This window comes from Streptomyces sp. NPDC102278, assembly GCF_044766345.1.
Classification (GTDB): Bacteria; Actinomycetota; Actinomycetes; order Streptomycetales; family Streptomycetaceae; genus Streptomyces.
On the sequence record NZ_JBIWLV010000006.1, the window covers coordinates 226,564 to 239,673 of the forward strand.

Sequence of the window (13,110 nt, forward strand, 5' to 3'; positions counted from 1 at the left end):
CCGGCCCGCGACATCCGCTGCCGGTTCCTGCCTTGCTCAGCCGCTGACGCCCCGGCCGAGTTCCCACAGCTGGAGGTCGGAGATGGCGTTGACGGACCATTCCACTCCGGTGATGCCGTCGCGTGCGGCGACGTACTGCTTGCCCTGCCACAGGGGCAGGACGGGCACGTCCTCGGCGACGATTTCCTGCATCTCCGTGATCGCGGGGGCGGCGACGTTGCGGTCGGCGGCCCGGCGGGATTCGGGGATGAGGCGGGTGCGTACGGCGGCGTTGGCGTACGGCGTGCCCAGGAAGTTGTCCTGCTCCAGGAACGGGGCGAGGAAGTTGTCGGCGTCGGGGTAGTCGGGGAACCAGCCGAGCCCGTAGGCGGCGTAGTCGCCCTTCTTCTGCGCGGGCCGGAAGTCGTTCCACTCGTTGCCCTGGACGGTGATGTCGAAGAGCCGGGTGGAGTTGAGCTGGGTCTTGAGGGCCTCGAACTCGGCGGCGGTGCCGTCGCCGTAGTGGTCGGCGGTGTAGTTCAGGGTCAGCTTGACCGGGGTCTTGATGCCGGCGGCCTTCAGGATGTCGGCGGCCTTGGCGGTGTTGGCCTCGCCGTACTTGTTGAAGAACGAGTTGACGTGGCCGGTGACGGTGGTGGGGACCAGGGAGTACAGGGGCTGTGCGGCCTTGCCGTAGACCTTGGAGATGAGCTGGTTGCGGTCGACGGCGGCGGCGAGGGCCTGGCGTACGGCCTTGTCCTTGACGACGGGGGCCTCGGTGTTGAAGCCGAGGTAGCGGATTTCCAGGCCGGGCATCGGGACGAGCTTGACGCCCTTGGGGGGCTTGGCGGAGAGCTCGGTGATCTGGGCGGGCGACAGGGTGCGGGAGACCATGTGGATGGCGCCGTCGGTGAGGGCCTTGCCCATGCTCTCGGAGTCGGCGAAGGTCCGCAGTTCGACCTTGTCGTTGCGGAGCTTGATGTCGCCCTGGTAGTTCGGGTTCTTGGTGAAGACGGCGCGGACGAGGTGGTCGTCCTTGACCTCGGCCTTCATCGTGTACGGGCCGGAGCCGTCGACGGCGAAGCCGGTGCGCAGCTTCTTGGCGTCGTAGTTCTTCTGGCTGACGATGCCGGCGGCGGGGGTGGAGAGTTTGTACGGGAAGGTCGCGTCGGCGGTCTTGAGGTGGAAGACGACGGTGTCCTCGCCCTTGGCCTCGACGGTGTCGAGGGTGGAGAGCAGTGAGGAGGGGCCGTTCTCGTCCTTGATCGCGAGGACGCGTTCGATGGAGAACTTGACGTCCTGGGCGGTGAGGGGGTCGCCGCTCGCGAACTTCAGTCCGGGGCGCAGGGTGCAGCGGTAGCTTTCGTTGCCGGTGTCGGTGAAGCGGCAGTCGGAGGCCGCTTCGGGGACGGGCTGTCCGCCGCCGCGCGGGGTGCGCATCAGCGTCTGGACGGTCTGGCGCAGTACGTTCCAGGCGCCGGCGTCGTAGGCGTAGGCGGGGTCGAAGGGGGCGGGGGCGTAGTCGGCGGCCTCGAACCGGTCGGTGGTTCCGACGACGATCGCTCCGGTTCCTGCTCCTCCGCCGCTCGCGCTGCCGCATGCGGACAGCGCGGGGGCGAGCAGGCCTGCGGCGGCCGTCAGCACCATGGTCTTGCGGTTCATGCTGGAAGTACTCCCTCGACCCGGCACTTGCTCAAAGCGGCGTGAAGGGCACTGCGCGGCGGTCGCCCGTTCAGGGCGGAACGATCGGGCCGGTGGTGTGACGATCGGTCCACGCGATACCGGCACAGGGGTGTGTGTCCGGTACGGCAGAGGTGCGGCGCGGTGCCCGGATCGACATTAGTGGCCTGGGGCGGGATGGCTGGAACTGGCAGGAGTTGGGGCGTAATCGGACGGTGATCGGAGCGGACTGGCCGCGTCTGCGGGTGTCTCCGCAGATGGGGTCAGGAGCTGATCAATGGGGACACAAGGGAAGCCCCCGGGGGGCCTGTGGGGGCTTCTCGGGGGCTTCGTGGGTGACCAACGTCACCCGGCGCAACTACACCAGGGGGGATGGAATTTCGGCCTCCGGTGCGGGTTGCGAGAGATCCTCTTGTGGGACCTGGATCACACCGGCGTTCTGTTCGGTACGCAGCGTATGCGATCAGTTCATCGGAGTGATGAGGGACCGCAGGAACGGAAGGTCGACTTCCTCCAGGGAGCGGACGATCGTGCGGCCGGGGGCCGGCGCGATCACGCCGACGGAGGGGATGGCCACGACGCGGCAGCCCGCGGCCTCGGCGGCGGCGACGCCCGTGGCGGTGTCCTCGATGACGGCGCAGCGCGAGGGGTGCGCGCCCAGGGCCCGGGCGGCGAACAGGTACGGGTCGGGGTGCGGCTTGGTGCGGGGCACCTCGTCGCCGGCGACCGTCATCGTGAAGCGGTCCCGGCCGAGGGTGAGCAGTACCTGGTCGATGACCCGTCGGTGGGAGGCGGACACCAGGGCGGTGGGCACGTTGTGCCGGGCCAGCTCGGCCAACAGCCGCTCGGCTCCGGGCATCATGGGCACCTGGTCGGCGATCCGGGCCTCGAAGCGTTCGTTGAGGAGGATGCTCAGCTCGGCGATGCCGATGGCCGCCCCGGTGGACTCGATGAGGAAGGCCGCGCTGCGGCTCATCGGGCCGCCGACGACGATGTCGCGCCACGAGTCCTCCAGCAGGTGGCCGAGCTCGCGGAAGATCTCCGCCTCGATCTCCCACCAGAAGCCCTCGGTGTCGACCAGCGTGCCGTCCATGTCGAGCAGCACCGCCTGGAGGGCTGAGTCGTCGGCCGTACGGGCGACGGGGGCGGGGACGGTACTCGTCATGCGCACACCTCTCTGAAGGGACGACAAGGCCGGCCACCTCTCTCCTCGGGGCGTACCCCGGGGAGCAGGCGACCGGCCTGTATGGGACCGACAAGTGTACGTCGATCCGCGTCAGCGTGCGTTGAAATACTTCGCTTCGGGGTGGTGGATCACGATCGCGTCGGTGGATTGCTCCGGGTGGAGCTGGAACTCCTCCGAAAGGTGGACGCCGATGCGCTCGGGCCGGAGGAGGTCGGCGATCTTGGCGCGGTCCTCCAGGTCGGGGCAGGCGCCGTAGCCCAGCGAGAAGCGGGCGCCCCGGTACTTGAGGTCGAACATGTCCTCGACCTTGGCCGGGTCCTCGCCGCCGAAGCCGAGCTCGGCGCGGACGCGGGCGTGCCAGTACTCGGCCATGGCCTCGGCGAGCTGGACGGACAGTCCGTGCAGCTCCAGGTACTCGCGGTAGGAGTCGGACTCGAACAGCTTGGCCGTGGCCTCGCCGATCTTCGACCCGACGGTGACCACCTGGAGGCCGACGACGTCGGTCTCGCCGGACTCCTCCGGGCGGAAGAAGTCCGCGAGGCACAGGCGGCGGCCGCGGCGCTGGCGCGGGAAGGTGAAGCGGGTCCGTTCGTTGCCCTGCTCGTCGAGGATGATCAGGTCCTCGCCCTTGGAGACGCAGGGGAAGTAGCCGTAGACGACGGCCGCTTCCAGCAGGTTGTCGGTGTGCAGCCTGTCGAGGAGGCCGCGCAGCCGCGGGCGGCCCTCGGACTCCACGAGCTCCTCGTACGTCGCCCCGCCGGCGCGGGCCTGCTTGAGGCCCCACTGGCCCTTGAACAGGGCGCCCTCGTCCAGCCAGGAGGCGTAGTCCTTGAGCGGGATGCCCTTGACCACGCGGGTGCCCCAGAACGGCGGGGTGGGGATCGGGTTGTCGGTGGAGGTGTCGGAGCGGCCGCCCGGCTCCTCGGACTCCTCCGGGCCGGGGAGGGGTGCGGTGCGCTTGGCGACCCGGCGCTGCTTGAGTTCGGGCAGGGCGGCGCCGGGGACGCCGCGCTTGACGGCGATCAGGGCGTCCATCAGGCGCAGGCCCTCGAAGGCGTCGCGGGCGTAGCGGACCTCGCCCTCGTAGATCTCGTGGAGGTCCTGTTCGACGTAGGCGCGGGTCAGGGCGGCGCCGCCGAGGATCACCGGGTAGTCGGCCGCCAGCTTGCGCTGGTTGAGCTCCTCCAGGTTCTCCTTCATGATCACGGTCGACTTCACGAGGAGACCGGACATGCCGATGACGTCGGCCTTGTGTTCCTGGGCGGCTTCGAGGATCGCGGAGACCGGCTGCTTGATGCCGATGTTCACGACGTTGTAGCCGTTGTTGGACAGGATGATGTCCACGAGGTTCTTGCCGATGTCGTGGACGTCGCCGCGGACGGTGGCGAGGACGATGGTGCCCTTGCCCTCGGCGTCGGTCTTCTCCATGTGCGGTTCCAGGAAGGCCACCGCGGTCTTCATGACCTCCGCCGACTGGAGGACGAACGGCAGTTGCATCTGGCCGGAGCCGAAGAGCTCGCCGACGACCTTCATGCCCTCCAGGAGGGTGTCGTTGACGATGTCGAGGGCAGGGCGGGTCTGGAGCGCCTCGTCGAGGTCGGCTTCCAGGCCGTTCTTCTCGCCGTCGATGATGCGGCGCTGGAGTCGCTCGTCGAGCGGGAGCGCCATGAGTTCCTCGGCGCGGCCGGCCTTGAGGGACTTGGTGTTGACGCCCTCGAACAGCGCCATCAGCTTCTGCAGCGGGTCGTAGCCCTCGGCGCGCCGGTCGTAGATCAGGTCGAGGGCGGTGCCGACCTGTTCGTCGTCGAACCGGGCGATGGGCAGGATCTTGCTGGCGTGGACGATCGCCGAGTCCAGGCCGGCCTTGACGCACTCGTCGAGGAAGACGGAGTTGAGCAGGACGCGCGCGGCGGGGTTGAGGCCGAAGGAGATGTTCGACAGGCCCAGTGTGGTCTGCACGTCCGGGTGACGGCGCTTCAGCTCGCGGATCGCCTCGATGGTGGCGATGCCGTCCTTGCGGGACTCCTCCTGGCCGGTGCAGATCGTGAAGGTGAGGGTGTCGATGAGGATGTCCGACTCGTGGATCCCCCAGTTGCCCGTCAGGTCCGCGATCAGCCGCTGCGCGATGGCGACCTTGTGTTCGACGGTGCGGGCCTGGCCCTCCTCGTCGATGGTCAGCGCGATCAGCGCGGCGCCGTGCTCCCGGGCGAGGCGGGTGACCTTCGCGAAGCGGGACTCCGGTCCGTCGCCGTCCTCGTAGTTGACCGAGTTGATGACGGCGCGGCCGCCGAGCTTCTCCAGGCCGGCCTGGATGACGGGGACCTCGGTGGAGTCCAGCACGATGGGCAGGGTGGAGGCGGTGGCGAAACGACCGGCCAGTTCCTTCATGTCGGCGACGCCGTCACGGCCCACGTAGTCGATGCACAGGTCCAACATGTGCGCGCCTTCGCGGATCTGGTCCCGGGCCATCTCCACGCAGTCGTCCCAGCGCGCCTCCAGCATGGCGTCGCGGAACTTCTTCGAGCCGTTGGCGTTGGTGCGCTCGCCGATCGCCATGTACGAGGTGTCCTGGCGGAAGGGGACCGTCTGGTAGAGCGAGGAGGCGCCGGCCTCGGGGCGCGGCTCGCGGGCGCCCGGGCTGAGCGCGCGGACGCGTTCGACGACCTGGCGCAGGTGCTCGGGGGTGGTGCCGCAGCAGCCGCCGACGAGGGAGAGCCCGTACTCGCGGACGAAGGTCTCCTGGGCGTCGGCCAGCTCGCTCGCGGAGAGCGGGTAGTGGGCGCCGTTCTTGCCGAGGACGGGCAGGCCGGCGTTGGGCATGCAGGAGAGCGGGATGCGGGAGTTGCGCGCGAGGTAGCGCAGGTGCTCGCTCATCTCGGCGGGGCCGGTGGCGCAGTTCAGCCCGATCATGTCGATGCCCAGGGGCTCCAGCGCGGTGAGCGCGGCGCCGATCTCCGAGCCGAGGAGCATCGTGCCGGTGGTCTCCACGGTCACGGAGCAGATCAGCGGTACGGACACGCCGAGGGCTTCCATGGCGCGGCGGGCGCCGATGACGGAGGACTTGGTCTGCAGGAGGTCCTGGGTGGTCTCGACGAGGAGGGCGTCGGCTCCGCCGGTGATCAGGCCTTCGGCGTTGATCTGGTAGGCGTCGCGGATCGTCGCGTAGTCGATGTGGCCGAGGGTGGGCAGCTTGGTGCCGGGGCCCATGGAGCCCAGGACCCACCGTTGGCGTCCCGTGGAGGCGGTGAACTCGTCGGCGACCTCGCGGGCGATGCGGGCGCCGGATTCGGACAGCTCGTGGTTGCGATCCGCGATGTCGTACTCGGCGAGGGCGGCGAAGTTCGCGCCGAAGGTGTTGGTCTCGACGCAGTCCACGCCGACGGCGAAGTACTCCCGGTGCACGTTGCGCACGATGTCGGGGCGCGTGATGTTCAGGACCTCGTTGCAGCCTTCGAGCTGCTGGAAGTCCTCCAGGGAGGGGTCCTGCGCCTGGAGCATCGTTCCCATGGCTCCGTCGGCGACGACCACGCGGGTGGCGAGCGCCTCGCGCAGGGCGTCGGCCCGGGTCTGGGTGTCTGCGGGCGGGTTCGGCAACGAGGCCATGGATGTGCTCCCTGGGATGCGACGGCTGTCGGCTTTGCACCCCCTCGGTGTCAAGGGTGCACGCGGTCAGGGTAACCGCGCGGTGGCAACCCCGGTGGGGCCGTCCCACGTGGCGGACTGCATTCTGTGCGCGGGGGTCTGGCCGGGCTGTCCTGACCGATGCTGTCCTGAAGGTTGCCCCGATCATGCGCGAGGTCGGCATCGACCGATACTGTTCAGCATTGTCGAACTACGTCAGCAGGAGGCTGCGCGATGGCACGGAACATCCAGTCGCTCGAACGAGCCGCTGCGATGCTGCGGCTCCTGGCCGGCGGCGAACGCCGGCTGGGACTGTCGGACGTGGCCACGTCCCTGGGCCTGGCCAAGGGGACCGCGCACGGGATCCTGCGCACCCTGCAGGCCGAGGGGTTCGTGGAGCAGGACCCCGCCTCGGGCCGCTACCAGCTGGGGGCCGAGCTGCTCCGTCTGGGCAACAGCTATCTGGACGTGCACGAGCTGCGCGCCCGCGCCCTGGTGTGGACGGACGACCTGGCGCGGGCGAGCGGCGAGAGCGTGTACGTGGGCGTGCTCCACAAGAGCGGGGTGCTGATCATGCACCACGTGTTCCGGCCGGACGACAGCCGTCAGGTGCTGGAGGTGGGGGCCATGCAGCCGCTGCACTGCACCGCCCTGGGCAAGGTGCTCTCCGCGTTCGACCCGGTGGCGCACACCGAGGCCGTGGAGGTCGAGCGGGAGGCGTTCACGCCCCGCACCGTCACGGACGGCGCCGGTTTCGAGGAGATCCTGGACCTGACGCGGGCCCGCGGCTGGGCCTCGGACGTCGAGGAGACCTGGGAGGGCCTCGCCTCGGTGGCGGCGCCGATCCACGACCGGCGCAGGATGCCGGTGGGCGCGGTGGCGGTCGTGGGGGCCGTGGAGCGGGTCTGCACGGAGACCGGGGAGCCCCGCGCGACGTTGGTCGCGTCGGTCCGGGACTGTGCGCGGTCGGTTTCGCGCGACCTTGGCGCGGGCCGGTTCTGACCTTGCATTGATCGCATCCAGGCGGGCTTTCTCCGCTATCTGGATGCATTGCGCCTTTTTTTGATCATCAGATGGCTGGATTTGGTCGATCACACCGACTGGTAACGATCCGACTCTTTGACCTGGTCAACCCTTGACGCCTTCTTCACCCGGGCGGAAAACTGCCGTTCATCGGTCGGCATTGTCGAACACCTACCGGCAATACGCGTTAGGGTGTGGCAAGGCCAAGGACCGGTGCAGCACTCACCGAGTGCGTGGGCCACCGGAGGGACCCGGTGTCCACGTACCCCTGGACGTAAGACAAAGGAGTCGCGGGTGTCCAGCTCCGACATCTTCATCGGCGAGACCATCGGTACCGCCCTGCTCACACTGCTCGGTGGCGGCGTCTGCGCCGCCGTCACGCTGAAGAGCTCCAAGGCCCGCAACGCGGGTTGGCTCGCCATCACGTTCGGCTGGGGTTTCGCCGTACTGATCGCCGCCTACGTCTCCGCGCCCCTCTCCGGCGCCCACCTCAACCCGGCGGTCACCGTCGGCCTCGCGATCAAGGACGGCGACTGGGGCAACGTCCCGGTGTACTTCGCCGGCCAGCTCCTGGGCGCGATGCTCGGCGCGGTGCTGATGTGGCTCACGTACTACGGCCAGTTCCGTGTGCACCTGGCGGACCCGGAGCACATCCGGGACGCGAAGCTCGGCCCGGAGGACCCGCACCCGCACGACGTGGCGGGCCCGGTGCTCGGGATCTTCTCCACCGGTCCGGAGATCCGCAACACCGTCCAGAACCTGGCCACCGAGATAATCGGCACCGCCGTCCTGGTCCTGGCCATCTTGACCCAGGGTCTCCAGGACGACGGCAAGGGCCTCGGCGTCATCGGCGTCCTGATCACCTCGTTCGTGGTCGTCGGCATCGGCCTCTCACTCGGCGGTCCGACCGGATACGCCATCAACCCCGTCCGCGACCTCGGTCCCCGCATCGTCCACGCCCTGCTGCCGCTTCCCCACAAGGGCGGCTCCGACTGGGCATACTCCTGGATCCCGGTCGTCGGCCCGCTCGTCGGCGCCGCCGCCGCCGGTGGTCTGTACAACATCGCGTTCGCCTGATCAGCATCGGCACGTATCGCAAGATCCGCACCGCCCCCTGATTCCGCCAACCAGAGACCTGCCAGGAGCACCCACCATGACCAGCAGCACCGGCCCCTTCATCGCCGCGATCGACCAGGGCACCACCTCCTCCCGCTGCATCGTGTTCGACCGCGACGGCCGCATCGTCGCCGTCGACCAGAAGGAGCACGAGCAGATCTTCCCGAAGCCGGGCTGGGTCGAGCACGACGCCGCCGAGATCTGGACCAACGTCCAGGAGGTCGTCGCCGGAGCCATCGCCAAGGCCGAGATCACGTCCGCGGACGTCAAGGCCGTCGGCATCACCAACCAGCGCGAGACCACCCTCCTGTGGGACAAGAACACCGGCGAGCCGGTGCACAACGCGCTGGTCTGGCAGGACACCCGCACCGACGCCCTGTGCAAGGAACTGGGCCGCAACGTCGGCCAGGACCGCTTCCGCCGCGAGACGGGCCTCCCGCTCGCCTCGTACTTCGCCGGCCCCAAGGTCCGCTGGCTGCTCGACAACGTCGAGGGCCTGCGCGAGCGCGCCGAGGCCGGCGACATTCTCTTCGGCACCATGGACTCGTGGGTCATCTGGAACCTCACGGGCGGCACGCAGGGCGGTGTGCACGTCACCGACGTCACCAACGCCTCGCGCACCATGCTGATGAACCTGCACTCCCTGGAGTGGGACCCGAAGATCGCGGAGTCGATGGGGGTCCCGACCAACGTCCTCCCCGAGATCAAGTCCTCGGCCGAGGTCTACGGCCACGTCAAGGAGGGCGTCCTCGCCGGCGTCCCGGTCGCCTCGGCGCTCGGTGACCAGCAGGCCGCGCTGTTCGGACAGACCTGTTTCGCCGAGGGCGAGGCCAAGTCCACCTACGGCACCGGCACGTTCATGCTCATGAACACCGGCGACCAGATCATCAACTCCTACAGCGGCCTGCTGACCACGGTCGGCTACCGGATCGGCGACCAGAAGCCGGTCTACGCGCTGGAGGGCTCCATCGCCGTCACCGGCTCGCTCGTCCAGTGGATGCGCGACCAGATGGGCCTGATCAAGTCCGCCGCCGAGATCGAGACCCTGGCCTCCTCCGTCGAGGACAACGGCGGCGCGTACTTCGTGCCCGCCTTCTCCGGTCTCTTCGCCCCGTACTGGCGCTCCGACGCCCGCGGTGTGATCGCCGGCCTCACCCGGTACGTCACCAAGGCGCACATCGCCCGTGCCGTCCTGGAGGCCACCGCCTGGCAGACCCGTGAGATCACCGACGCCATGACCAAGGACTCGGGCGTCGAGCTCGCGGCCCTCAAGGTCGACGGCGGCATGACCTCCAACAACCTGCTGATGCAGACGCTCTCGGACTTCCTGGACGCCCCCGTGGTGCGCCCCATGGTCGCCGAGACCACCTGCCTCGGCGCCGCCTACGCCGCCGGCCTGGCCGTCGGCTTCTGGCCCGACACCGACGCCCTGCGCGCCAACTGGCGCCGCGCGGCGGAGTGGACCCCGCGGATGCCCGCCGAACAGCGGGACCGCGAGTACAAGAGCTGGCTCAAGGCCGTCGAGCGGTCCATGGGCTGGGTCGACGACGAAGACGCCAGCTGACCGCTCAGCCGGCGCAATCGACGAGTAAGTAGGAGTCAAGCGATATGAGCAGCCCGCAGAGCGTTCCCGCCCTGGGCACGCACCCGACCGCCGGTTCGAACCCGAGCCGCGCCGAGACCCGCGAGCAGTTGGCCAAGGCCACGTACGACCTGCTGGTCATCGGCGGTGGAATCCTGGGCACCTCGGTGGCCTGGCACGCCGCGCAGTCGGGTCTGCGGGTCGCCATGGTGGACGCCGGCGACTTCGCCGGCGCCACCTCCTCCGCCTCGTCCAAGCTGGTTCACGGCGGCCTGCGCTACCTGCAGACCGGTGCGGTCAAACTGGTCGCCGAGAACCACCACGAGCGCCGGGTGCTGGCCAAGGACGTGGCCCCGCACCTGGTCAACCCGCTCACCTTCTACCTCCCGGTGTACAAGGGCGGCCCGGTCGGCGCCGCGAAGCTGGGCGCGGGCGTGTTCGCGTACTCGGCGCTGTCCGCCTTCGGTGACGGCATCGGCAAGGTCATATCCCCGGCCCGTGCCGTCGCCGACAACCCGGGTCTGAAGACGGACAACCTGAAGGCCGTCGCCGTCTACTACGACCACCAGATGAACGACTCCCGCGTGGCCGTCATGACGGTCCGCGCGGCCGTCGAGTCGGGCGCGGTCGTCCTGAACCACGCCGAGGTCACCGGCCTGCGCATGACGCGCGGCCGGGTCAGCGGCGCCGAGCTCAAGGACCGTCTCGACGGAACCGAGTTCGGGGTCGACGCGCGCGTCGTGCTCAACGCCACCGGCCCGTGGGTGGACCACCTGCGGCGCATGGAGGACAAGCACGCGATGCCGTCGATCCGGCTGTCCAAGGGCGCGCACATCGTGATGAAGCGCAAGTCGCCCTGGAAGGCCGCCATGGCCACCCCGATCGACAAGTACCGCATCACCTTCGCGCTGCCGTGGGAGGACCAGCTGCTGCTCGGCACCACCGACGAGGTGTACGAGGGCGACCCGGCGGACGTGCGCGCCACCGAGGCCGACATCCAGCAGATCCTCGACGAGGCGGCGTTCTCCGTGAAGGACGCGGACCTCGACCGCTCCCTGATGACGTACGCCTTCGCGGGCCTGCGGGTGCTGCCCGGCGGCCCCGGTGGGGTGGAGAAGGCCAAGCGGGAGACCGTGGTCTCCGAGGGCGCGGGCGGCATGCTGTCGGTGGCCGGCGGCAAGTGGACCACCTACCGCCACATCGGCCGCGTCGTGATGGACAAGCTGGCGAAGCTCCCGGGCAGCCCGCTGACCGAGGACATGGAGCCGCTGAAGTCGCTGGTGCGCCGGATCGCCCTGCCGGGTGTCGCCAACCCGAACGCGGTGGCGCACCGGCTGCTGGTGGACCGGGAGCCCGGTACCCGGATGGACCCGCTGACCGCCCGCCACCTGGCCTCGCACTACGGTTCGCTCGCCTTCGACATCGCGCGCCTGGCGAACGAGGACGCGGCGCTGGCCGAGCGCATCCACCCGGACGGTCCGGAGATCTGGGCGCAGGTCGCCTACGCCCGTGACAACGAGTGGGCCGAGACGGTCGACGACGTGCTGCGTCGTCGTACGACGGTGACGGTCCGCGGCCTGGACGACGACGCGGTGCGCGCCCGGGTCCAGGAGATGCTGGGCGACAAGGCATAGCCGGCTCGGCAGGTGGGCAGAGGGGCGGTTCCGAGGGGAACCGCCCCTTTGTCGTGGACTGTGGTTGGTGTCGTTTCAAGGCTTAGGCTGACCCACGTACGCAAGGGAACTTCGGAAGGAGACCTGGGTGATCGAGCTTGAGGGCGTGCCCGAGCTGATCGACCCGGTCATGGTGGCCGCGTTCGAGGGCTGGAACGACGCGGGTGACGCCGCCTCCGGTGCGGTGACGCACCTGGACCGGGAGTGGAAGGGCGAGGTCTTCGCGGCTCTGGACGCCGAGGACTACTACGACTTCCAGGTCAACCGGCCGACGGTCTGGCTGGACAACGGAGTACGGAAGATCACCTGGCCGACGACCCGTCTGTCGGTGGTCCGGATCGGCGGCGCGAAGCCGCGCGACCTGGTGCTGGTGCGGGGCATCGAACCGTCCATGCGCTGGCGGTCGTTCTGCAACGAGATCCTCGGCTTCGCCCACGAGTTGGGCGTGGAGATGGTGGTCATCCTGGGGGCGCTGCTCGGGGACACCCCGCACACCCGGCCGGTGCCGGTGAGCGGAGTGACCTCCGACGCCGACCTGGCGCGCACGATGGACCTGGAGGAGACCAAGTACGAGGGCCCGACCGGCATCGTGGGCGTGCTCCAGGAGGCCTGTACGCACGCGGGCGTGCCGGCGGTGTCGCTGTGGGCGGCGGTGCCGCACTACGTGTCGCAGCCGCCGAACCCGAAGGCGACGCTGGCGTTGTTGAACCGGTTGGAGGATCTGATCGACATTCGGATCCCGCTCGGCGAACTCCCCGAGGACGCGCGGGCCTGGCAGTTGGGCGTGGACCAACTGGCCGCCGAGGACAGCGAGGTGGCCGAGTACGTGCAGACGCTGGAGGAGGCGCGGGACACCGCGGACCTGCCGGAGGCCTCGGGGGACGCGATCGCCCGGGAGTTCGAGCGGTACCTGCGGCGGCGGGATCCGGCGGCCGAGCCGGGCACGGCCGGCGACACCGGCTCGTACTTCCGCGACCTCTCGGGCGGTGGACGTCCGCAGCCGAAGCCGAAGCCGGGACCGGAGGAGACGGCGGGGGCGTCCGAGGCGCCCGACACGCCGGAGACGGACACGGACACGGACGAGGACACCCCCGGGGCCTGACCGGCCCGCTGCCGGGGCATGGCTCCCGAAGCACGAGCGCGGCCCCGCGGGTCCGCCGGGGCGCGGAGCTGGGTCGGGGGGCCTGGCCACCGCCGTCTAACGGTCCACGCCCCCCACCGCGTCCCACGTGCCGGCAGCCACGCCGGGG

8 protein-coding genes are annotated in these 13,110 nt (G+C 69.7%); 5 read left to right on the plus strand and 3 right to left on the minus strand.

Annotation, left to right across the window (positions count from 1 at the left end; genetic code table 11):
* Positions 1-36: 36 nt before the first annotated feature.
* The 3 genes from ACIRO3_RS17895 to metH all read right to left on the minus strand — a co-directional run bounded on the left by ACIRO3_RS17895 (position 37) and on the right by metH (position 6,448).
* A complete protein-coding gene (locus ACIRO3_RS17895; RefSeq protein ID WP_366150245.1) occupies positions 37-1,641 on the minus strand; it encodes an ABC transporter substrate-binding protein in 1,605 nt (534 codons plus the stop codon).
* A gap of 481 nt (positions 1,642-2,122) precedes the next feature.
* A complete protein-coding gene (locus ACIRO3_RS17900; RefSeq protein WP_361785073.1) occupies positions 2,123-2,824 on the minus strand; it encodes an HAD family phosphatase in 702 nt (233 codons plus the stop codon).
* Between the two features lie 111 nt (positions 2,825-2,935).
* Positions 2,936-6,448, minus strand: coding sequence for a methionine synthase (gene metH / locus ACIRO3_RS17905; protein WP_404137522.1), 3,513 nt, complete (start codon positions 6,446-6,448; stop codon positions 2,936-2,938).
* Positions 6,449-6,700: 252 nt separating this feature from the next.
* Between metH and ACIRO3_RS17910 the strand changes: the two genes are divergently transcribed.
* The 5 genes from ACIRO3_RS17910 to ACIRO3_RS17930 all read left to right on the plus strand — a co-directional run bounded on the left by ACIRO3_RS17910 (position 6,701) and on the right by ACIRO3_RS17930 (position 12,962).
* Complete coding sequence (locus ACIRO3_RS17910) at positions 6,701-7,468, plus strand: IclR family transcriptional regulator (RefSeq protein WP_404137525.1); 768 nt, start codon at positions 6,701-6,703, stop codon at positions 7,466-7,468.
* 315 nt (positions 7,469-7,783) lie between these two features.
* Complete coding sequence (locus ACIRO3_RS17915) at positions 7,784-8,566, plus strand: MIP/aquaporin family protein (RefSeq protein WP_404137528.1); 783 nt, start codon at positions 7,784-7,786, stop codon at positions 8,564-8,566.
* Positions 8,567-8,642: 76 nt separating this feature from the next.
* Entirely contained in the window at positions 8,643-10,169 is a 1,527-nt protein-coding gene (gene glpK, locus ACIRO3_RS17920) for a glycerol kinase GlpK (RefSeq protein ID WP_404137530.1), read from the plus strand.
* Positions 10,170-10,213: 44 nt separating this feature from the next.
* Positions 10,214-11,821 (plus strand): FAD-dependent oxidoreductase, encoded by a 1,608-nt coding sequence (locus tag ACIRO3_RS17925; protein ID WP_404137533.1) that lies wholly within the window; start codon positions 10,214-10,216, stop codon positions 11,819-11,821.
* A gap of 127 nt (positions 11,822-11,948) precedes the next feature.
* A complete protein-coding gene (locus tag ACIRO3_RS17930) occupies positions 11,949-12,962 on the plus strand; it encodes a PAC2 family protein (protein WP_366150242.1) in 1,014 nt (337 codons plus the stop codon).
* The last annotated feature ends 148 nt before the right edge of the window (positions 12,963-13,110 follow it).

Bases quoted from the DNA above. Each gene is read 5' to 3' on its own strand.
- ACIRO3_RS17895 (WP_366150245.1), bottom strand. From the start codon at position 1,641: ATGAACCGCAAGACCATGGTGCTGACGGCCGCCGCAGGCCTGCTCGCC.
- ACIRO3_RS17910 (WP_404137525.1), top strand. From the start codon at position 6,701: ATGGCACGGAACATCCAGTCGCTCGAACGAGCCGCTGCGATGCTGCGG.
- ACIRO3_RS17900 (WP_361785073.1), bottom strand. From the start codon at position 2,824: ATGACGAGTACCGTCCCCGCCCCCGTCGCCCGTACGGCCGACGACTCA.
- metH (WP_404137522.1), bottom strand. From the start codon at position 6,448: ATGGCCTCGTTGCCGAACCCGCCCGCAGACACCCAGACCCGGGCCGAC.
- ACIRO3_RS17925 (WP_404137533.1), top strand. From the start codon at position 10,214: ATGAGCAGCCCGCAGAGCGTTCCCGCCCTGGGCACGCACCCGACCGCC.
- glpK (WP_404137530.1), top strand. From the start codon at position 8,643: ATGACCAGCAGCACCGGCCCCTTCATCGCCGCGATCGACCAGGGCACC.